The following is a 21273-nucleotide window of genomic DNA, read 5'->3' as shown; positions in this document are numbered from 1 at the left end:
AAATGGGCCGTTCCCGTGACGTAAGTGGAGAAACCCGGCCTAGGTGAAACCCGGGACGCCGATGACGCAGACCGGCGTCGGCACCGGCGCGGCCGTCCCGCGCGGGACCGGCACGCCGTCCGGGCCGAGGTGGAACGTCGTCACGCCGCCGCCGCGCTCGTTGGCCACGTGCAGCCACGGGCCGTCCACGTGCAGGTCGCGCGGCCACGCGCCGCCCGTCGGGACGTCGGTGACGGGCTCCAGCGCGCCCCGGTCCGGCGGGACGCGGTGGACGGTCACCACGTCCGGGCCGCGCGTGGTGGTGTAGACGTGCGCGCCGCCCGCGCCCACCGCGATGCCCGCGCCGAGCGCGCCCGGCCCCGGGTCGCCCGCCGTCGCGGGGGACTCGGCCGACACCGCCAGCTCCGCGTAGGACGGGCCGGGCGTCAGCACCAGCAGCCGGGGCGCCAGCTCGCAGACCACCAGCACCCGCCCGGACGGGTGGATCGCCAGGTGGCGCGGCCCGTACCCGGCGGGCACCGGGATCTCGGTGACGGGCCACAGCTCCCCGCCCGAGTAGCGGAACGTGCGGATCAGGTCCGCGCCGAGGTCGGCCGCGAGGACCGTGCCGTCCGGGGCCCACGCCACCGCGTGCGGGTGCGGGCCCGCCTGCCGGTCGGCGTCCGGGCCGCCGCCCCGCACGTGGACGACCGAGGGCTCGCCCGCGAACGAGCCGTCCTCGGCCAGCGGCACCGCCGCGACCGCCCCGCCCGCGTAGCAGGCGACCAGCAGCGCGCTCCCGTCCGGCGCGACCGCCAGGTGGCACGGCTCGGCGGGCAGCTCGCGGGTGCCGGTGAGCAGCAGCCCGTCGGTCTCCTCCGCGTACGCCGACACCGTCCCCGGGTCGTTCTCCCCGACCGCGTACAGCGTCTCGCGGCGCGGGTGGACGGCCAGGAACGACGGGTCGTCCGCGCCCGCGACGAGCACCGGGTCCTCCAGCGCGCCGTCGCCCCGGCGGCGCAGCAGGTACACGCCGTTCCCGTCGCCCCGGTCGCCGGTGTACGTGCCGGCCCACAGCCACTCCGCGTCCACGCGCGCCCCCCCGATCGTGCCGTTCCTCCCGACACTACGGCCGCGTCCGGCCGACCGGCCGGAGCTTGCCTGGTTCTTGGTGTTATGTCGCCCGGCTCGTTGGAACGGGCCAGGTCAGGGGAGGGGAGACGGCCGTGACGTCGCCGCGCGAGCGCTACGAGCGGGGCCGCGCGCTGCGCGACCGCGCCCCGCACGCCGCGCACGCCGAACTCGGCCCGTGCGCGGACCGCCCCGACCCGTGCGCGGTCCTGGCCGCCCGCGACCGCGCGCTGCCGCCCGCCCTCGCCGCGCTGCGCCGCGCCCGGATGGCCGGGACGCCGCTGGCGTTCCTGAGCGGCGCGACCGCCGTCATGGCCGCCGACCTCGCCGCCGCGCCCGCCGCGCCCGCCGCCGGACCCGCCGTGCGGCTCTGCGGGGACGCGCACCTGCTCGCCTTCGGCCTGCGGCCCGGCCGGGACGGGTACGTCGTCGTCCCCGAGGCGCTGGAGGAGTCCGTCCCCGGCCCGTTCGAGTGGGACGTCAAGCGCCTGCTGGCCAGCCTCGCCGTCGCCGCGCTGCAGAACGGCGGCGGCGAGGACGCCGCCCGCGCCGCCGCCGCGACCGCCGCCCGCGCCTACCGCGAGCGGATGCGGGCCCTCGCCGCGGCCGGGGACCTGGCCGTCTTCCGCGCCCGCGCGCCCGCCGGGCCCGGCCTGCTCGCCGCCGTCCCGCTGCGGCGGCGGCTGCGCCCGCCCGGCCGCGCCCGCGACCGCGACGGCCCGCTGCCCGACCCGACCCGCCGGACCGGCGGGCGGCGGCGCATCGTGGACGACCCCCCGCTGGTCGAGCGCGGCGCGCCGCCGCCCGCCCTGGCCGCCGCCGCGCTGGCCGCCTACCGGCGCGCGCTGCCCGAGGACGCCGCGCTGCTGCTGTCGCGGTACCGCGTCGCCGACAGCGCGTGCGACGCGGCCGGCGCGCCGGCCGCCAGCGTCCGCGCGCACCTGGTCGCGTTCACCGGCCGCGACGCCGACGACGTGCTGCTGCTGCGCGCCGCCCAGGCCCGCCCGTCCGCGCTCGCGCCGTTCCTCCCCGACCCCGACCGGGCACCCGCCCCCGACCACCCCGCCCCCGACCCCGACCCCGACCGCGCACCCGCCGACGCCGCCCTGAGCGACGCGCGGCGCGTCGTCGCCGCGCACCGGCTGCTCGGCGCGCACGACCCGTTCCTCGGCGCCGCCGGCGCCTGGTACTGGCGGTCCCCGCACGACCGCCGCGCCGCGTTCGACCCCGCCCGCGCGACCGCCCGCGGCCTGGCCCTGTACGGCCGGGCGTGCGCGGCGGCCCTCGCGCTCGCCCACGCCCGCACCGGCGACCGCCTCGTGATCGCCGGATACCTCGGCGGCGGCGACGGCTTCGACCGCGCCGCCGCCGACTTCGCGCTCGCCTACGCCGCCCGGACCGCCGCCGACCACCGCGCGTTCCGCGCGGCCCACCGCACCACGGGCCAAACCGCGGGCCGCACTGCGGGCCGCACTGCGGCGGCACCGCCGCGCCGCTGAATATGATCACCTGGGACGGGCACGGGGTCCGCCGGGGGCGCACCGCCCGCCCAGAGCACGGCGAGAGAAGAGGGGACGATGGCCGAACCGACGCCCGACATCACCGCCACGACGGAGTGGGCCGAGCTTTCCGCGCACCACCGCGAGATCGGCGGCGCGCACCTGCGCGAGCTGTTCGCGGCCGACCCGGGCCGCGCGGAGGCCATGACGATCACCGCGGGCGACCTCGTCCTGGACTACTCCAAGAACCGCGCGACCGCCGAGACGCTGCGGCTGCTGACCCGCCTGGCCGACCGCGCCGCGCTGCGCGAGCGCGTCGAGGAGATGTTCACCGGCGTCCACGTCAACGTCAGCGAGGACCGCGCCGTCCTGCACACCGCGCTGCGGCTCCCGCCCGGCGCCGCGCTGAGGGTGGACGGGCAGGACGCGGCGGGCGACGTCCACGCCGTCCTGGACCGGATGGCCGCGTTCAGCGACCGCGTCCGCTCGGGGGAGTGGCGCGGGTTCACCGGCGAGACGATCAGCACGGTGGTGAACATCGGGATCGGCGGGTCCGACCTCGGCCCCGCGATGGCCGCCGAGGCGCTGGCCGACTACGCCGACCTGCCCGGCCGCCCCGGCGAGCGCGTCGCCACCCGGTTCGTCTCCAACGTCGACCCCGCCGACGTCACCGGCGTCCTGGCCGGGCTCGACCCCGCCCGCACCCTGTTCATCGTCAGCTCCAAGACGTTCGGGACGCTGGAGACGCTGACCAACGCCAAGGTCGCCCGCGCCTGGCTGGTGGACCGCCTCGGCGACGACAAGGCCGTCGCGCGGCACTTCGCGGCCGTGTCGACCAGCGCCGAGCGCGTCGCGGACTTCGGCATCGACACCGGCAACATGTTCGGCTTCTGGGACTGGGTCGGCGGCCGCTACTCCTTCGACGGCGCGATCGGCCTGTCGCTGATGATCGCGATCGGGCCGGAGCGGTTCCGCGAGATGCTCGACGGGTTCCACACGATCGACGAGCATTTCCGCACCGCGCCGTTCGAGGCGAACCTGCCGGTCGTGATGGGCCTGCTCGGGGTCTGGTACAACGACTTCTTCGGCGCGGAGACCCGCGCGGTCCTGCCCTACAGCCAGCGCCTGGCCCGGTTCCCCGCCTACCTCCAGCAGCTCACGATGGAGTCCAACGGCAAGTCGGTGCGCGCCGACGGGACGCCCGTCGCCGCCGCGACCGGGGAGATCTTCTGGGGCGAGCCCGGCACCAACGGCCAGCACGCCTTCTACCAGCTCCTGCACCAGGGGACGCGGCTCGTCCCGGCCGACTTCATCGGGTTCGCCGAGCCGTTCCAGGACGCCGCGGCGGGCGGTCCCGGCATGCACGACCTGCTCGCCGCGAACCTGTTCGCGCAGACGTCCGCGCTGGCGTTCGGCAGGACCGCCGAGGAGATCGCCGCCGAGGGCGCGCCCGCCGCGACCGTCCCGCACAAGGTGATGCCCGGCAACCGGCCGACCAGCACGATCCTCGCGCCCAAGCTGACGCCCGGAACTCTCGGGCAGCTCGTCGCGCTGTACGAGCACATCGTGTTCGTCGAGGGCGTGGTCTGGGGGATCGACTCCTTCGACCAGTGGGGCGTGGAGCTCGGCAAGGTCCTGGCGAGCGACCTGGTGCCCGCCCTGACCGACGCGGAGCCGCCGACCGGCCTGCCCGACCCGTCCACCGCCGCGCTCGTGCGCCGCTACCGGGCGCTGCGCGGCCGCGCGACCTGACCGCGGCGCCGGGCGCCGCGCCTCGCGGGCGCGGCGCCCGGCCTTCGGAGGGATCCGGCGGTGGGATCAGCCGTGCGCGGCGGCGGCGCCCTTCGTCGTCCAGCCCTGCGTCGTCAGCAGCCCGCTGAACTCCGGAAAGGAGATGAAACCGTCGCGGTCGAAGTCGGCCTGCTCGAACCGGTGTTGCACCTCGGCCTTGTTCCAGGACAGCCCCAGCAGGTCGAGGACCAGCGAGAACTCCATCAGATCGAGCTTTTCGTCACCGCCGAGGTCCGCGCGCGAGAATACGGCAAGAAGGTCGTCCTCGGACGGCTTGGTGGTCATATCACTCCCTACGCATGGGTCCGATGTGCCCCGCATCATGTCATAAGGCCGCGGAACTCATGGTGCGAAACGCCGGAGCGCGGGCTGCTGTTCCCGGTGCGCCCATTCCGGCCGGTGAGAATTGGGTGACACCCGCGAAACACCGGCCGGGCGCGGGAGAAAACACCGAATTCCGTCCGCGTTAATCGGCGGCGGCGCGCGTCCGGTACTCCTGCGGGCTCACCCCGTGCGCGCGCTTGAACGCGGTGCTCAGCGCGAACGGCGTCGCGTAGCCGACGCGGCGCGCCACCGCGTCCAGCGTCACGCCCGTCTCGCGCAGCAGGTCCGCCGCCCGCGCCAGCCGCAGCCCCGTCAGGTACGCCATCGGCGGCTCGCCGACCAGCGCCGCGAACCGGCGCGCGAACGCCGCGCGGGACGCGCCCGTCGCCGCCGCCAGCGCCGCGACCGTCCACGGCCGCGCCGGGTCGGCGTGCAGCAGCCGCAGCGCCGGGCCGACGACCGCGTCGCCGTGCGCCCGGTACCAGCCGGGCGGGGCCGCGTCGGGGCGCGCGAACCACGACCGCAGCACCGCGATGAGCAGCACGTCCAGCAGGCGGTCCAGGACGACGTCCTGGCCGGGCTCGTCCCGGCGGATCTCGGCCTCCAGCAGCGCGGCGAGCGCGGCGGCGACCGTCCCGCCGGGACCGTTCCCGCGTTCGCCGCCGGGCACGACCAGCAGCGGCGGCAGCGCCGCCAGCAGCCGCCCGGTCACCGCGCCGCCGTGCCCGTAGGTGCCGACGAGCATCACGTCCGGGCCGTCCGGGTCGGTGCCCCACGCGCGCGGGCCGAACGTCATCTCCTCGGTCATCGGCGTGCCGTCGGGGGCCGCGCAGCGCTGCCCGGGGTGGACGACGACGTCCGGCGGCGCGGCCGGGTCGTCGCCCAGGGTGTAGCCGTCCGGGCCGCGCGCGACCGCGACGTCGCCCGGCCGCAGCAGCAGCGCCGAGCCCGCCGCCGAGCCCGCCGCCGCGCCGTCGCCGCGCAGCCACGCCTCGCCGCGCACCATCACCATCAGCGTCAGCGGCGCGCGGTCGCGGATCTCCACCGACCACGGCGGCGCGAACGTCGCGCGGAGCAGGAAGGCGCCGTGCGCGCGGGGGCCGTCGAGGAGGTCGGCGAGCGCGTCCATCCCGCCACCCTAACCAGGACGAACAGGACACGCGGCCGGGTGTGGAGACGTTCGCGTATGCGCCCGCGCTCCTGGGCGATGTCGCCCCCGCCGCTCGTGCGATGGACTCGGAGGCGACGGCGGGAACTCGTCCCGCCCGGGGAGGGAGACACCCATGCGCACGGCTCTGGCCACGGTGCCCGGCGTCCTGTCGCTGCTGATGTCGGCCGCGATGGCCGGCACGTTCTTCGGTTTCTCGGTCGGGGTGATGCCGGGCCTGAACGCCACGCCCGGCGCGGCGTCGATCGCCGCGATGCAGGGGATCAACCAGCGCATCCAGAACCCGCTGTTCCTCGCGGCGTTCATGCTGATGCCGGTCGCGGCGGCCGTCGCGGGCATCGCGCTGTGGAGCATGGACCGGCGCGCCGCCGCGCTGCTGTTCTTCGCGGCGGCGGCCGTGTACGTCGTCGGCGCGTTCCTGCCGACCGTCGCGGTGAACGTCCCGATGAACGACGCCCTGGCGCGGCTGCGCATCCCCTCCGACGCCGCCGACGCCGCCCGCGAGTGGACGCGGTACTCGGGCCGGTGGACGGCCTGGAACCACGTCCGCGCCCTGTTCAGCACCGCCGCCGTCGCGCTGGTCGCCGCCGGGTTCTGGGCCTACGGCCGGGGCCGCTGACCCCCGGCGAGCGCGGCCATGTCCACCACCTCGTCGGCCGCCTCCACGACCGCCGGGTCGTGCGTGGCGACGACGGCGGTGCGGCCCCGGCCGCGCACGGCGTCGCCGAGCAGCGCCGCCAGCCCGGCGGCCTGGCTCCGGTCGACGGCGGCGGTCGGCTCGTCCACCAGCAGCACGGCGGGCTCCAGGACGAGCGCGCGGGCCAGCGCGACGCGCTGGCGCTCCCCGCCGGACAGCTGCTCGGGCCGGTGCCCGGCGCGGTGCGCCAGCCCCACCGACTCCAGCGCCGCGGCCGCCGCGTCCCGCAGCCCCGACACGCGCCGCCCGTTCAGATGCCCGATCGCCAGGACCTGGTCCAGCGCGGTGAGACCCGGCAGCAGGTTCCCGGACTGGAACATGTACCCGATCCGCTCGCGGCGGACGCAGGCGCGCCGCGCGTCGCTCAGCGGCACGACGTCCTCGCCGCCCAGCAGCACCCGCCCCGACGCCGGGCGCAGCAGCGCGCCCGCGACGGCCAGCAGCGTCGACTTGCCCGACCCGGACGGGCCGACGAGCGCGGTGAGGCGGCCGGGGGAGAAGGACAGGTCCAGGGAGTCCAGCACGGTCGTGCGCGCCGCGCCCGTCCCGTGGACGACGGTCACCGACTCCAAGGCCAGGTCGGCGGTGGTGCGGACGGTCATCGGTTCGCTCCGAGCATCGTGAGGGGGTCGGGGGAGGTGACGCGGCGCAGCGTGAGCGCCGATCCGGCCAGGCCCGCGACCGAGACGGCCGCGACCGTGCCGAGCAGCGTCCCCGGCGGCAGGCTGAACGGGACCGCCGAGCCGAGCGCCGCCCCGACCGCGGCCGCCAGCGCCCCGCCGACGGCCGACGCGCCGACCACGACGAGCGCGGCCTGCAGCATCGTGTGACCCAGCAGCCGCCGCCGCGCCGCGCCGAGCGCCCGCAGCAGCGCCAGCTCGGGCGTGCGCTGCACCGTCCACACCGCGAAGAACGCGCCGACGACGAGCGGGGCGATGAGGTAGAGGAACACCAGGATCGAGTTCATGGTGATCCGCTCGCCGGAGTAGCCGGGCGCCGCCGCGAACGCCGCGTCGCGGGCGACGGTCCGCGTGCCGAACCGCCGGTCCAGGGCGGCGACGTCGGCGCGGTCGCCGGTCTTCAGCGCGACGGCGCTGTACTCGCGCGGCCCCGACGACGCCCGGATCTTCTCCCAGGTGTCCAGCGAGACGTACGCGGCGGGGACGTGCCCGTAGGCGGCGCGTCCGGCGACGCCGACGACGGGCACGCGCAGCCCGATCCGGTCGATGACGAGCGTGTCGCCGACGCGCACGCCGTCGTCGGCCAGGCCGCGCGACACCACGACGCCGTCCCCGGTCAGGCCGCGCGGGGCGAGGAACCCGGCGGGGTCGACGCCGAACGCGGCGACGTCCACCGGCACGCCGCGCCGCGTCGTCCCCCGGGTGATCGTGACGCCGAGCGGCGTGGCGCGCACGCCGGGCGCGGCGGCCATCCCGGCGGCGGTCGCGGGGTCGACGCCGCTGCGCGCGAAGTCCGTCCCCGCGTGGGCGGAGAAGGCGATGCGGTCGGCGGGCAGGGCGCGCAGCGCGGAGACGGTGTCGTCGCCGAGGCCGGCGGTGAACCCGGAGACGACGCCGACGAGCGCGGCGATGAGCGCCACGACGGCGCCCATGAGGGCGAAGCGGCCGCGGGCGGCGCGCAGTTCGCGGAGGGCGAGGAACATGGGATTCCCGAGGTTGGGGACGGTATGTCGCCAAAAGCGTACCCAGATGGGGACGCGGCGTCGCCAACGGGGCCGCCCTACACTGGTCGCCGTGCCCCGGATCAGCGCCGCCACCGTCGCCGACCACCGCGCCCGCCAGCGCGAGGCGCTCGTCGCCGCCGCCCGCGACCTGCTGGAGGAGCACGGCGACAGCTCCGCCGTGACGTTCGCGGCCGTCGCCCGCCGCACCGGCCTCGCCCGCAACAGCGTCTACAAGTACTTCGGCGACCGCCGCGACCTGCTCGCCGCCGTCGTCGAGGACACCGTCCCGCGCTGGCTCGCGGCCATCGGCGCCGCGATGTCCGCCGCCGGGACGCCCCGCGACCGCGTCGCCGCCTACGTCCGCGCCCAGCTCGACGTCGTCCGCGCGGGCGGCCACCGCGTCGCGCAGGCCCTCGCCGGCGGACCCGACGCCGCCGCGCTGCGCGGCCACGGGGCCGAGGCGCACCGCGCGCTGCTCGGCCCCGTCGAGGCCGCCCTGGCCGCCCTCGGCGACGACGACCCGCCGCGCACCGCCCGGCTGCTGCAGGGCCTGGTCAACGCCGCCGTCACCGCCGTCGAGGCGGGGGACGACCCGGCCGCCGTCACCGACCGGGCCGTCCGCCTCGCGCTCGACGGCGTCGCCGGGCTCGCCCGGCCCTGAACGGCTCAGTCCCCGGTTCAGTCCTCGGCTCAGTCGTCGGCGATGGGCAGGTGCAGCCGCCCGCCCGCCGAGCGGAACTCCGCCGCCTTCTCCCGCAGGCCCGCTTCCAGCGCCGCGTCCGCGGCCAGGCCGCGCTCGTCGGCGTACCGGCGGACGTCCCGCGTGATCTTCATCGAGCAGAAGTGCGGCCCGCACATCGAGCAGAAGTGCGCCGTCTTGGCCGCCGGGGCGGGCAGCGTCTCGTCGTGGTACGCCCGCGCGGTGTCGGGGTCCAGCGACAGGTTGAACTGGTCCGCCCACGCGAACGCGAACCGCGCCCGCGACAGCGCGTCGTCCCACGCCCGCGCCCCCGGATGCCCCTTGGCGACGTCCGCCGCGTGCGCCGCGATCTTGTAGGCGATCACGCCCGCCTTCACGTCGTCGCGGTCCGGCAGCCCCAGGTGCTCCTTCGGCGTGACGTAGCACAGCATCGCCGTGCCGTACCAGCCGATCATCGCCGCGCCGATCGCCGAGGTGATGTGGTCGTAGCCCGGCGCGATGTCGGTCGTCAGCGGCCCCAGCGTGTAGAACGGCGCGTCGTCGCACCACTCCCGCTGCAGGTCCACGTTCTCCTTGATCTTGTCCATCGGGACGTGCCCCGGGCCCTCGTTCATCACCTGGTTGCCGTACTCGGCCGCGACCGCCGTCAGCTCGCCCTGCGTCCGCAGCTCCGCGAACTGCGCCTCGTCGTTGGCGTCCGCCAGCGACCCCGGCCGCAGCCCGTCGCCCAGCGACCACGTCACGTCGTACGCGGCGAAGATCTCGCACAGCTCCCGGAAGCGCGTGTAGAGGAAGTTCTCCTCGTGGTGCGCCAGGCACCACGCCGCCATGATCGACCCGCCGCGCGACACGATCCCCGTCGTGCGCCGCGCCGTCAGCGGGACGTGCGCCAGCCGCACCGCCGCGTGGACCGTCATGTAGTCCACGCCCTGCTCGGCCTGCTCCACCACCGTGTCGCGGAACAGCTCCCACGTCAGCGCCGCCGGGTCGCCGCCCGCCTTCTCCAGCGCCTGGTACAGCGGCACCGTCCCGACCGGGACCGGCGAGTTGCGCAGGACCCACTCCCGCGTCGTGTGGATGTCCTTCCCGGTGGACAGGTCCATGACGGTGTCGGCGCCCCACCGCGTCGCCCACGTCATCTTCGCGACCTCGTCCTCGACCGACGACGCGACCGCCGACGTCCCGATGTTGGCGTTCACCTTCACCAGGAAGTTCCGGCCGATCACCATCGGCTCGATCTCGGGATGGTTGACGTTGGCGGGCAGCACCGCGCGGCCCGCCGCCAGCTCGTCGCGGACGAACTCCGGCGCCACCCCCTCCCGCAGCGCCGCGAACTCCATCTCCGGCGTGACGACCCCGCGCCGCGCGTACGCGCGCTGCGTGACCGCCCCGCCCCGCGACCGGCGCGGCGGGCGGGCCGGGAACGCCGCCCGGTCCGGCGCGCTCCCGCGCCGCCGCCCGTCGTCCTCCGGCCGGACCCGCCGTCCCGGATACTCCTCGGTGTCCCCGCGCTCGGCGATCCAGCCCGCCCGCAGCGGCGGCAGCCCCCGCCGCACGTCCGGCCGGAACCCCGGATCGGTGTACGGCCCGGAGGTGTCGTACAGCACCACGGAGCCGCCGTCGCTCAGCGGCACCTCCCGCATCGGCGCCCGCACGTCCGGCCGCGACCCCTGGAGATAGGTCTTGCGCGCCGCGGGCGCGCCGGACCCGGCCTGGATTTCCTCGATGTTCGTCATGACGACCCGATCTCTCCCTACGCCGGCATTACCCGGTCAGGTTCGAGCGGTCAGCGGCCGTCCCAGCCGCAATCTCAGCCCGGTTCGCCGGGCCCCCGCGATCTGTCGCCCCCGACGCTAACCGCCGTCCCCCCGGTTGCCGCAACAGCGGGGGACGGGGTATATGGCGCGCGGCGCGGAGCCCGGCTCAGCCGAAGCGGTGTCCGGCGACGGCGCGCAGATGGGCGTCCCGCTCGTCGGCGGGCAGGAACGCCGCGCGGAACGAGTTCTCCGCCAGCAGCCGCACGGTCGCGTCGTCCAGGCCGAGCGCGGCGCGCAGCGCGTCCATGTTGTCCTCGACGTACCCGCCGAAGTAGGACGGGTCGTCGGAGTTCACCGTCACCAGCAGCCCCGCGTCCAGCATCCTCGGCAGCGGGTGCGCCGAAAGGTCCGGGACGCACCGCAGCCGCACGTTCGACAGCGGGCACACCGTCAGCGGCACCCGCTCGGCCGCCAGCCGCGCCACCAGCGCCGGGTCCTCCAGCGACCGGATGCCGTGGTCGATCCGCTCCGCGCCGAGGACGTCCAGCGCCTCGCGCACGTACTCCGGCGGCCCCTCCTCGCCCGCGTGCGCGACCCGCCGCAGCCCCGCCGCGCGCGCCCGGTCGAACACCTCCCGGAACTTCGCCGGGGGATGCCCGACCTCCGCCGAGTCCAGCCCGACGCCGTGGATCAGCGTCCCGAACCACGGCCGCGCGGCCTCGAACACCTCCAGCGCCTCCTCGGCGGGCCGGTCCCGCAGGAAGCACAGGATCAGCCGCGTCGTGACCCCGTGCCGCTCCGGCGCGGCCCCCAGCGCCGACCCCAGCCCCGAAAGGACCGTGTCGAGCGCCACACCGCGCGCCAGGTGCGCCTGCGGGTCGAAGAAGACCTCCGCGTGCCGGACGCCCTGCGCCGCCGCCCGCGCCAGGTACGCCTCCGCCAGGTCGGCGAAGTCCCGCCCGGTCCGCAGCACCGCCGTCAGCGCGTAGTACAGGTCCAGGAACGACTGCAGGTCCTCGAACGCGTACGCCGCCCGCAGCTCCGCCGCCGACCCGTACGGCAGCGCGACCCCGTTGCGCTCCGCCAGCGACAGCGCCAGCTCGGGCTCCAGCGTCCCCTCGATGTGCAGGTGCAGTTCCGCCTTCGGGACGGGGACGGTCACGCGGGGCCTCCGGGGTTTCGCGGGGAGCGCGGCGCGCGGGCACGCGCCGTGAAACGGTCCAGGTCATCGTACGAGCGAGATGCCCCTGGGCCGTCCCCCGAACCGCCCGGTAGGGTCGGGCTCGACGGGGACAGGGGACGGATCGGAGCGCGCTCGGTGGGGACTTCGGACGACGGCGAGGGCACGCGGCGACCGGCGGAGGGACGGGTCCTCACCGTCCCCAACGCGCTCAGCTTCGCCAGACTGCTCGGCGTCCCGCTGTTCCTGTGGCTCATCGTCGCCCGGCACGACGGCTGGGCCATCGGCGTCCTGGTCTTCGCGGGCCTGTCGGACTGGCTCGACGGCCGCCTCGCCCGCACCCTCAACCAGACCAGCCGGCTCGGCACGCTGCTCGACCCCGCCGCCGACCGGCTCTACATCCTCGCGACGCTCGTCGGGCTCACCGTCCGCGACGTCATCCCGCTGTGGCTGGTCGTCCTGCTCGTCGCGCGCGAGGCCGCGATCACCCCGATCGTGCCGATCACGCGGCGGCTCGGCTACCGCGGCACCCTGCCCGTCCACTTCGTCGGGAAGGCGGGCACGATGTGCCTGCTGTACGCCTTCCCGCTCCTGCTCCTCGGCGACCACCACGGCACCGCCGCGACCGTCGCCAGGGTCGTCGGCTGGTCCTTCGCGATCTGGGGGACCGCCCTCTACTGGTGGGCCGCCCTGCTCTACTGGGAGCAGACCCGCCGCCTCGTCCGCGACGCGCGCCGCGCGCCCCACCCCGCACACCCCGAGAACCCCGCAGCACAGGAACCCGCAGCACAGGAAACCGCATCAGAGGCCGACTCCGATCCGGCGCCGGGCGCGAGCCCCGGCGCCGGACCCCGTCCGGGCGGGGACGACGCGCCGCCCGGCGACCCGAAGGGAGCACCGACCCCCCGATGAAGGCCGTCGTGATGGCGGGCGGTGAGGGGACGCGGCTGCGTCCCATGACCGCCAACCAGCCCAAACCCCTGCTGCCCGTCCTCAACCGACCGATCATGGAGCACGTGCTGCGCCTGCTCAAGCGCCACGGGCTCGACGAGACCGTCGTCACCGTCCAGTTCCTCGCCTCCCTCATCCGCGACTACTTCGGCGACGGCTCCGAACTCGGCATGAGCCTCAGCTACGCCACCGAGGAGATCCCCCTCGGCACCGCCGGCAGCGTCAAGAACGCCGAGGCCGCCCTGCGCGACGACCGCTTCCTGGTCATCTCCGGCGACGCCCTCACCGACCTCGACCTCACCGACATGATCCGCTTCCACCGGGAGAACGGCGCGCTGGTCACCATCGGGCTCAAGCGCGTCCCCAACCCGCTGGAGTTCGGCATCGTCATCGTCGACGACGCGGGCCGCGTCCAGCGGTTCCTGGAGAAGCCCACCTGGGGCCAGGTGTTCTCCGACACCGTCAACACCGGCATCTACGTCATGGAACCCGAGGTCCTCGACCACGTCGCCGCCGGCGTCCCCGTGGACTGGTCCGGCGACGTGTTCCCCCGCCTCCTCGCCGACGGCGCGCCCCTGTACGGGTACGTCGCCGACTGCTACTGGGAGGACGTCGGCACCCACGACAGCTACCTCAAGGCCCAGGCCGACCTGCTCTCCGGCCTGGTCGACGCCCCCGTCGACGGGTTCGAGATGTCGCCCGGCGTCTGGGTGGGGGAGGGCGCCGAGATCGACCCCGGCGCCGTCCTGCGCGGCCCCCTGTTCATCGGGGACTACGTGCAGGTCGAGGCGGGCGTCGAACTGCGCAAGTACACCGTCCTCGGCGACAACGTCGTCGTCCGCGCGGGCGCGCAGCTCCACCGCGCCGTGCTGGGCGACAACGTGTACGTCGGGCCGTCCGCCGACCTGCGCGGCTGCGTCGTCGGCAAGCGCACCGACCTGATGGCCGGGGCCCGCGTCGGCGAGGGCGCCGTCATCGGCGACGAATGCACCATCGAGGCCGAGGCCGTCGTCCACGGCGGCGTCAAGATCTACCCGTTCAAGACCATCGAGGCCGGCGCCGTCGTCAACTCCAGCGTCATCTGGGAGTCGCGCGGGCAGCGCAGCCTGTTCGGGCCGCGCGGCGTGTCCGGGCTCATCAACGTCGACATCACCCCCGAACTCGCCGTCCGCCTCGCCGGGGCCTACGCCACCACCCTGCGCAAGGGCTCCACCGTCGTCACCGGCCGCGACGCCTCCCGCGCCGCCCGCACCCTCAAACGCGCCGTCATCAGCGCCCTCACCGCCGGAACCGTCAACGTCCAGGACCTGGAGGCGTGCGCGCTGCCCGCCGCCCGGTTCCGCACCGCCCGCGAGGGCCTGGCCGGCGGCGTCTACATCCGCACCACCCCCGGCGACTCCCAGAGCGTCGACATCCTGTTCTTCGACGAGACCGGCGCCGACCTGTCCCAGGGCGCGCAGCGCAAGCTCGAACGCGTCTTCGGCCGCCAGGAGTACCGGCGCGCGTTCCCCGGCGAGATCGCCGAGCTCACCCACCCCGCCCGGTCCGCCGAGACCTACACCTTCGACCTCCTCGACCGCGTCGACACCGCCGGCGTCCGCGACGCCGACCTGAAGATCGTCCTGGACTGCGCGGGCGGCACCGCCTCCCTCGTGCTGCCGAGCCTGCTCGGCCGCATCGGCGTGGAGGTCCTCACCCGCGGCAACGCCCTGGACGAGGTCACCCCCACCGAGACCGCCGAGCAGCGCGCCGCCGGACTCGACCGGCTCGGCGAGCTCGTCGCGTCCTCCCGGGCCGCGTTCGGCGTCCGGTTCGACCCCGTCGGCGAACGCGTCTCCCTCGTGGACGAGAACGGCCGCCGCATCGCCGACGACCGCGCCCTGCTCGTCCTGCTCGACCTCGTCGCCGCCGAGCGCGGCGGCGGCCGCGTCGCGCTGCCCGTCACCACCACCCGCGTCGCCGGGCGCGTCTGCGCCGCGCACGGCGTCGACGTGATCTGGACCACCACCGCCCAGGACGACCTCACCCGCGCCGCCGCCGAACCCGACGTCATCTTCGCCGGGGACGGGCGCGGCGGGTTCGTCGTCCCCGAGTTCGGCGCGTCCGTCGACGGCCTCGCCGCGTTCCTGCGGCTCCTCGGCCTCGTCGCCCGCGCCGGCCGCCCCCTGTCGGAGATCGACCGCCGCATCCCCGCCGCGCACCTGCTGCGCCGCTCGGTGCCCACCCCGTGGGCCGCCAAGGGCGGCGTCATGCGGCAGGTCGTGGAGGCCGCCGACGGGGCCGAGCTCGACACCACCGACGGCGTCCGCGTCGTCGAGGACGACCGCTGGGTCCTCGTCCTGCCCGACCCCGCCGAACCCGTCACCCACCTGTGGGCCGAGGGCCCCGACCCCGACGCCGCCCGCGGCCTGCTCGACCGGTGGGCGGGCGTCGTCGAACGCGCCCTGTAGGCAACGCCGCCCCGTCCTGTTCGCGCGCCGTGATCGCCCGGCGCGCGAACAGGACGCCCGGCGCGATACGGTCGGGGGACGAGGGGCGACGGGGGCCGCCTTCCCGGGCGTCCGGCCGGGCCCGGCGGGGCCGGGGGACCGGTCGCGGCGGCGTGGACCACGATCATCGGGGACGGTAACGTTGGACGGTCGGCGCTCCCGTCCGGTTGACCCCTCGGGCACTACCCGCGTAGGTTGCGGCAACCGTCGTGTCAACGGGCGGGCAGCCGGACCGTGATCGGGGGCGGGTCCCCGGCGTGGGTTGGTAGAAGGATGCGCGCGGCGCGGCGGTCCCTGCGGGGGCGGCGCGCGACGCGCCGATGGTAGGAGGCCGAGCCGATCTATGCCGAGCGTCTACTGCACGCAGTGCGGTCACGCCAACCCGGATGATGCCCGTTTCTGCTCGAACTGCGGCAATCCGCTGGCCAGGAGCGGGCAGCAGCCCGCGCCGCAAGCCGCGCCCCAACCCGCGCCGCGGCCCGCGCAGCCGCCGCTGCCGCCCCGCGAGTCGCCCGGCGAGTCGACCTCGACGATCTCGATCGGCGGGTTCGAGGCGCTGGAGGCCGCCGCCGAGCAGGCCGAGGCCGAGTCGCTGTCCACCGACCAGTTCGGCGTCGAAGCGCTGCCGCCCGGCACCGCGCTGCTCGTGGTGAAGCGCGGCCCGAACGCGGGCAGCCGGTTCCTGCTCGACAAGGACCGCACCTCCGCGGGCCGCCACCCCGGCAGCGACATCTTCCTCGACGACGTCACCGTCTCCCGCCGGCACGCCGAGTTCACCCGGCAGGGCGACACGTTCGCGGTCCGCGACGTGGGCAGCCTCAACGGCACCTACGTCAACCGGCAGCGCATCGACCAGGCCGGGCTCGCGGGCGGCGACGAGGTCCAGATCGGCAAGTTCCGGCTGGTCTTCCTCAGCAACGCCCAGCACGGCTGACCCGGACGGCGGCGGTCGGGACAGGCGGCGACGATGGGAGGTCCATGAACGCGGAGCCGGCCAGGGCCCTGATGACGATCGGGGACGTGCTGGCGCTGCTGCGGCCCGATTTCCCCGACATCACGGTCTCCAAGATCCGGTTCCTGGAGGCCGAAGGGCTCATCGAGCCGCGGCGCAGCCCGTCGGGGTACCGCAAGTTCGGCGACGGCGACGTCGACCGGCTGCGGTTCATCCTCACCGCCCAGCGCGACCGGTACCTGCCGCTGCGCGTCATCCGCGAGCAGCTCCGGGCGCGCGACCGCGGCGAGACCGTCCCGCCGCCCGCCGCCGGGGACCGCCGCCGCCCCCGGACGCTCGTCGCCGCCCCCGGCCCCGCCGAGCCCGCCGACCCGGCCCCCGAGGCCGAACCCGAGCCCGCGCCCGAGCCGCCCGCGCCGGTGCGGCTCACCCGCCGCCAGCTCCTGGACGGCGCGGGCGTCGACGCCGCCCTGCTCGACGAGATGGAGACCTACGGGCTCGTCCGCCGCACCGGCGGCCGCAACGGCTACTACGGCGGCGAGGCGCTGGCCGTCGCCCGCGCCGTCGCCGCCCTCGGCGAGCACGGCTTCGAGGTCCGGCACCTGCGCGCCGTCAAGGCCGCCGCCGACCGGCAGGTCGGCCTCGTCGAGCAGGCCGTCGCCCCGCAGCTCCGCCGCCGCGGCCCCGGCGCCCACGAGGCCGCCGCCGAGACGGCCCGGTCCATCGCCGAGCTCGCCGTCCGGCTGCACGCCGCCCTCGTCCGCGCGGGCCTGCGCGAGACCCTCGGCCCCTGACCCCGCAGCCCCACAGCCCTTCGGGCGGGACGCCCGCGGAGCGGGAACGGGAATCACCGCGATTCGCCGAACGGTGTACGTTGGCAGAAGGACCGGTCGCGCGCCGGACCGCCGTACGGTCGTCCAGGAGCCTGCAGGGGAGCCGCTGTGAAGCAGATGGAGGTCGTCGGCGTACGGGTCGAGATGCCCTCCAATCAGCCGATCGTCCTGCTCAAGGAGACCGGCGGGGAACGCTACCTGCCGATCTGGATCGGCGCCGTGGAGGCCACCGCCATCGCGTTCGCCCAGCAGGGCGTCCTGCCCGCCCGGCCGCTCACCCACGACCTGTTCCGCGACGTGGTCGAGGCGCTGGGCGTCCAGCTCCGCACCGTGAACATCACGACCCTGCGCGAGGGCGTGTTCTTCGCCGACCTGGTGTTCTCCAACGGCGTCGAGGTCAGCGCCCGCCCGTCCGACTCGATCGCGCTGGCCCTGCGCACCGGCGCGACGATCTTCGCCAGCGAGGACGTCCTGGAGGAGGTCGGCGTCGCCGTCCCCGACGAGCAGGAGGACGAGGTCGAGAAGTTCCGGGAGTTCCTGGACACGATCTCCCCCGAGGACTTCGGCTGATCAAGCGGGCGGCGGCTTCCGGAGACCGCCCCCACGGGTCGTCTCCGCGCAACTGGGTACCAGTGAGAAGAGGGTGCAGGTGCGCCGGTTTGCCCACGTGAAGGCGGTTCATCCGGGCATGCGACGCGCCGACGACGAACGTTGACCACACTCTGACCGGCACCTACCGTGCTGGTGGAACACCCGTGGCGTCCGTTGAACCCCCTTGACGGAGCATCACGGGCTGACAGAAGCCGGAGGTCCGCGTGGCGGTGAGCAGCGGCGAGGGCAAGGCGGCCCCCGACAGGCGCAGGGCGTCCGAGCACGCCGGTGAGCAGGGCCTGCTCTTCGACGCCGAGGTGTCGTCGCCTCCCGAGGACGTCGGCTACCGCGGCCCCACGGCGTGCGCGGCGGCGGGCATCACCTACCGGCAGCTCGACTACTGGGCGCGGACCGGGCTGGTGACGCCGAGCGTCCGGTCGGCGCAGGGATCGGGCAGCCAGCGCCTCTACGGGTTCCGCGACGTGCTCGTGCTGAAGGTCGTGAAACGGCTGCTGGACACGGGCGTGTCCCTCCAGCAGATCCGCACGGCCGTCACGCACCTGCGCGACCGCGGCGTCCGCGACCTGGCGCAGATCACGCTCATGAGCGACGGCGTCAGCGTCTACGAATGCACCTCGGCGGACGAGGTCGTCGACCTGCTGCAGGGCGGGCAGGGCGTCTTCGGCATCGCGCTCGGCCGCGTCTGGCAGGAGGTCGAGGGCAGCCTGGCGGAGCTGCCGGGCGAGCGCGCGCTCGGCGACGACGACGGCGGCGACGCGCCGCACGACGAACTGGCCAGCCGCCGCCGCGCCCGCAAGACGGGTTGACCGGCCCCGGCTGATCGCCGCGTCCCACCCCCGGGACGTGGCAGGGGCATCCCCGGACAATCCGGGCGCAAACCACGATTCCCCCACTTTTTTACAGCGCTTCCTTGCGCTGCAGGTACGCGAACGCCGCCCAGCCGGGGAGCACCGGCAGCCACAGCGTGAGCAGGCGGAACAGCAGCACCGCCGACGTCGCGGTCTCCGCGGTGAGCCCGGAGATCGTCAGGGCCAGGGTCAGCGCGCCCTCGACCGCGCCGAGCCCGCCCGGGGTCGGCGCGGCGTTGCCGAGCGCGTTCGCGGTGAGGTACACCACGACGACCGTCGTCCACGGCAGCGAGCCGCCGAACGCGCGGACCGAGGCGTCCAGGCACACCACGAAGCTGAGCGTCAGCAGCAGCGTCCCGCCCAGGCCGGTCGCGAGCTTGCGGGGCGACTGCAGGACGTCCACCAGGCGCGGCACGACCCCGGAGAACATCGCGCGCAGCCGCGCGGCGACGAACCGCCGGACGCGCGGGATCGTCAGCGCCGCCCCCGCGACGACCGCCGCCGACAGCAGCACGATCACGATCATCCGGGACGGCGCGAGGTCGCGGGTGGCGTTGCCCGTCGAGCCGGTGACGAACCCGAACACCACCAGCAGCAGGATGTGGGTGATCATGCCCATGAGCTGCGAGGCGCCCACGCTCGCCACGGCCGGGCCGGGCCGGACCCCGGCGCGCTGCAGGTACCGGGTGTTGACGGCCACGCCGCCGACCGCGGCGGGCGCGACGAGCTTGACGAACGACGCCGCGACCTGCGCCACGACCGTCCGCCCCAGCGGCATCCGCTCGGGGACGAACCCGAGCAGCATCAGCGCCGCCGCCAGGTAGGTCCCGGCCGCGGCCGCGAGCCCGGCCAGCACCCACCCCCACCGCGCCGTCGAAGCCAGATGGACCAGGTCGACGCTGCTGACCTGCGGGATGACGATGTAGGCGGCGACGCTCGCCGCGACGATCGACACGATCGTGCGGAGCCGGAACCGCTCCAGCCGCACCGGCGGGGCCTCGCCCTCGGGCTCCAGCCGGCTGATCTGCTCGCGGATGCGGCCGAGCAGGTCCCGGTCGCGGCGCAGCGCGGCGCGGGTGCGGCGCGACAGCGCGACGCGCTGCAGCAGCGGCACGGCCGCCGCCAGCGCGTCCTCGCCGAGCACCGCGGCGGCCGTGGCGACCGTCCGCTCCGGCCCGGCGCGCAGCGCGAGCGTCGCCAGGAGCTGCGCGAGGTCCAGGCGGAGCGCGAGGTCCCCGGCGGCGATCTCGCCGGAGTCCAGGCGCAGCAGCAGCACCCGGCCGTCCTCGCCGACGTGCAGGGCGTCGTCCTCCAGCCGCCGGTGCGCGATCCGCGCCGCCTGGAGCCGGGCGAGCTGCCGCCAGACGTCGGTGAGGACCGCGTCGGTGACCTCGTCGTCGGCCAGGTCGCGCAGCGGCCGACCGGGGACGTGCTCGTAGGCGAGCAGCGCGGCCTCGGTGCCGACCTCGCAGGTGCCCAGCAGCCGCTGCGTCGCGGCCCCGGCGGCGCCGACCGCGTACGCGGTGAGGGACTCCTGCTCCAGCGAGCGGCGCAGCGAGCGCAGCGCGCGGCGCGCGGCGGTGTCGCGGAACCGGACGAGCCGCCACACGCGGCCCAGCAGCCCGGCGCTCTGCACGTCGCGGTCCAGGACGTGGACGTCGAGCCGCCGCTCCCCGCCCGCGCCGCCCGCGCCGCCGGCGACGGTCACGCCGTACCGGCGCGGCTCCCCGTCGCCGAGCCGCGCGGCCCGCACCGGCGCGAGCCCGATCCGGGTGAGCGCGGCGACGACCGTCGCGCCGGACGGCCGCGGGTTCGGCGCGCCGACCGCGTACAGCGTCCCGTAGCCCATCGCGCGGCCGAGGAGGTAGGTGGCGGCGAGCGCGGCGACGGACGCGTACGCGGCGGTGAGGCCGGTGAGCGCCGCCAGCCCGATCATCGACCAGGTCGCGGCCTGCCAGCGGGTGCGGCCCGCCATCCCGACCGCGCTGACGAACGCGATCACCGGCGCGATGTCGGTGTGGACGGGCTGGGTTCCCGCGCCGCCCCAGATCAGGGAGTCCAGGACGCCGCCGGGCGCGGCGGGCGCGACCCAGCCGTCCAACGCGATCGTGATCCCGAGGGTGAGGACGGCGGCGAGCAGCGCGATGGCGACGCGCATCCCGTCGCGGTTCAGCAGCCGCTCGACGGCGAACGCGACGGGCACCGCCAGCACCCCGAAGCTCGACGCGAGCGTCGCCAGGGTCAGCACGAACCGGGGCGCGTGCGCGGTGCCCTGCGTGATGTCGGTCTGGAGGCCGTGCGTGGTCTGCTGCGCGATCGACACCAGCAGCATGACGGCGGCGAGGCCGACGAGCGCCGCCGCGAAGCGGATCGCGTCCGAGGGGCGGTGGATGCGCTCGGGCAGCCGCGGCTCGTCCACCGGGACGGCCCCGGGCGCGCGGGGGCGGCCGGGCGGGTCCGCCCGCCCGGATTCCGTCGCGGCGCCGTCGATCCGCGTCACGTCGCCCTGCCGTCGGGAACCGTCACTGTGATCAGCGTCCCAGAACCGGAGGCGCGCCGTCGAGCGGCGCCGCCGCTCCGGGCGACGCACATGCTCCACCCGCACCCCTCGCCCTCGTCGCCGCCGGGCGCCCGCGGCCGGTCCGCCGGGGCCGTGAGCTGTGGTTATCGTAACGGTC

18 protein-coding genes and 1 riboswitch are annotated in these 21273 nt (G+C 75.9%); of the genes, 10 read left to right on the top strand and 8 right to left on the bottom strand.

Annotated elements, in window-relative coordinates:
* Positions 1-39: 39 nt before the first annotated feature.
* A complete protein-coding gene (locus G339_RS0129375) occupies positions 40-1071 on the bottom strand; it encodes a lactonase family protein (RefSeq protein WP_019634644.1) in 1032 nt (343 codons plus the stop codon).
* 134 nt (positions 1072-1205) lie between these two features.
* Here G339_RS0129375 and G339_RS35740 point away from each other — a divergent pair, with 134 nt between their 5' ends.
* Both G339_RS35740 and pgi read left to right on the top strand, forming a co-directional pair.
* Positions 1206-2609, top strand: coding sequence for a DUF2252 family protein (locus G339_RS35740; RefSeq protein WP_019634643.1), 1404 nt, complete (start codon positions 1206-1208; stop codon positions 2607-2609).
* Between the two features lie 78 nt (positions 2610-2687).
* Positions 2688-4361, top strand: coding sequence for a glucose-6-phosphate isomerase (gene pgi / locus G339_RS0129365; protein WP_019634642.1), 1674 nt, complete (start codon positions 2688-2690; stop codon positions 4359-4361).
* A 66-nt stretch (positions 4362-4427) separates the two neighbouring features.
* Here the strand turns inward: pgi and G339_RS0129360 are convergent, their stop codons facing one another.
* Positions 4428-4685: an EF-hand domain-containing protein gene (locus G339_RS0129360; protein ID WP_019634641.1), complete on the bottom strand. Its 258-nt coding sequence runs from the start codon at positions 4683-4685 to the stop codon at positions 4428-4430.
* Between the two features lie 181 nt (positions 4686-4866).
* On the bottom strand, positions 4867-5853 hold the full coding sequence (locus G339_RS0129355; protein WP_019634640.1) for an AraC family transcriptional regulator: 987 nt from the start codon (positions 5851-5853) through the stop codon (positions 4867-4869).
* Positions 5854-6007: 154 nt separating this feature from the next.
* Between G339_RS0129355 and G339_RS0129350 the strand changes: the two genes are divergently transcribed.
* A complete protein-coding gene (locus tag G339_RS0129350; RefSeq protein WP_019634639.1) occupies positions 6008-6511 on the top strand; it encodes an anthrone oxygenase family protein in 504 nt (167 codons plus the stop codon).
* Here the strand turns inward: G339_RS0129350 and G339_RS0129345 are convergent.
* Entirely contained in the window at positions 6493-7191 is a 699-nt protein-coding gene (locus tag G339_RS0129345) for an ABC transporter ATP-binding protein (protein WP_019634638.1), read from the bottom strand. The two genes, G339_RS0129350 and G339_RS0129345, sit on opposite strands and share 19 nt — an antisense overlap.
* Positions 7188-8252: an FtsX-like permease family protein gene (locus tag G339_RS0129340; protein WP_019634637.1), complete on the bottom strand. Its 1065-nt coding sequence runs from the start codon at positions 8250-8252 to the stop codon at positions 7188-7190. The genes G339_RS0129345 and G339_RS0129340 overlap by 4 nt, the downstream gene beginning before the upstream one ends.
* Positions 8253-8343: 91 nt before the next feature.
* Between G339_RS0129340 and G339_RS0129335 the strand changes: the two genes are divergently transcribed.
* Positions 8344-8934 (top strand): TetR/AcrR family transcriptional regulator, encoded by a 591-nt coding sequence (locus tag G339_RS0129335; RefSeq protein ID WP_019634636.1) that lies wholly within the window; start codon positions 8344-8346, stop codon positions 8932-8934.
* A 29-nt stretch (positions 8935-8963) separates the two neighbouring features.
* On the opposite strand, the gene thiC is transcribed toward G339_RS0129335, so the two are convergent.
* Both thiC and G339_RS0129325 read right to left on the bottom strand, forming a co-directional pair.
* Positions 8964-10709 (bottom strand): phosphomethylpyrimidine synthase ThiC, encoded by a 1746-nt coding sequence (gene thiC, locus G339_RS0129330; RefSeq protein WP_019634635.1) that lies wholly within the window; start codon positions 10707-10709, stop codon positions 8964-8966.
* Positions 10705-10818: riboswitch (TPP riboswitch) on the bottom strand. Its footprint overlaps the gene before it by 5 nt.
* A gap of 78 nt (positions 10819-10896) precedes the next feature.
* Entirely contained in the window at positions 10897-11892 is a 996-nt protein-coding gene (locus tag G339_RS0129325; protein WP_019634634.1) for an adenosine deaminase, read from the bottom strand.
* A gap of 156 nt (positions 11893-12048) precedes the next feature.
* Between G339_RS0129325 and clsA the strand changes: the two genes are divergently transcribed.
* From clsA to G339_RS0129290, 6 genes are all read left to right on the top strand, one after another.
* Positions 12049-12822, top strand: a complete 774-nt coding sequence (gene clsA / locus G339_RS0129320; protein ID WP_019634633.1) for a cardiolipin synthase ClsA — start codon at positions 12049-12051, stop codon at positions 12820-12822.
* Positions 12819-15311 carry a mannose-1-phosphate guanyltransferase gene (locus G339_RS0129315; RefSeq protein ID WP_019634632.1) on the top strand — a complete coding sequence of 831 codons (2493 nt, stop codon included), beginning with the start codon at positions 12819-12821 and terminating at the stop codon, positions 15309-15311. The genes clsA and G339_RS0129315 overlap by 4 nt, the downstream gene beginning before the upstream one ends.
* Before the next feature lie 382 nt (positions 15312-15693).
* The gene (locus G339_RS35735) at positions 15694-16284 is read left to right on the top strand and encodes an FHA domain-containing protein (RefSeq protein ID WP_019634631.1); all 591 of its coding nucleotides are present in this window, start codon (positions 15694-15696) and stop codon (positions 16282-16284) included.
* 44 nt (positions 16285-16328) lie between these two features.
* The gene (gene ftsR, locus G339_RS0129305; protein WP_019634630.1) at positions 16329-17096 is read left to right on the top strand and encodes a transcriptional regulator FtsR; all 768 of its coding nucleotides are present in this window, start codon (positions 16329-16331) and stop codon (positions 17094-17096) included.
* A 147-nt stretch (positions 17097-17243) separates the two neighbouring features.
* A complete protein-coding gene (locus G339_RS0129295) occupies positions 17244-17705 on the top strand; it encodes a bifunctional nuclease family protein (protein ID WP_019634629.1) in 462 nt (153 codons plus the stop codon).
* A gap of 245 nt (positions 17706-17950) precedes the next feature.
* Entirely contained in the window at positions 17951-18553 is a 603-nt protein-coding gene (locus G339_RS0129290; protein WP_019634628.1) for a MerR family transcriptional regulator, read from the top strand.
* A 91-nt stretch (positions 18554-18644) separates the two neighbouring features.
* Here G339_RS0129290 and G339_RS0129285 read toward each other — a convergent pair whose 3' ends face one another.
* The gene (locus G339_RS0129285; RefSeq protein WP_019634627.1) at positions 18645-21095 is read right to left on the bottom strand and encodes a lysylphosphatidylglycerol synthase transmembrane domain-containing protein; all 2451 of its coding nucleotides are present in this window, start codon (positions 21093-21095) and stop codon (positions 18645-18647) included.
* Positions 21096-21273: the final 178 nt, after the last annotated feature.

The organism is Actinomadura atramentaria DSM 43919 (assembly GCF_000381885.1).
GTDB classification, from domain to species: Bacteria; Actinomycetota; Actinomycetes; order Streptosporangiales; family Streptosporangiaceae; genus Spirillospora; species Spirillospora atramentaria.
The sequence above is the reverse complement of the archived record's forward strand: the minus strand, read 5'-3'. Positions and strand labels throughout refer to the sequence as shown.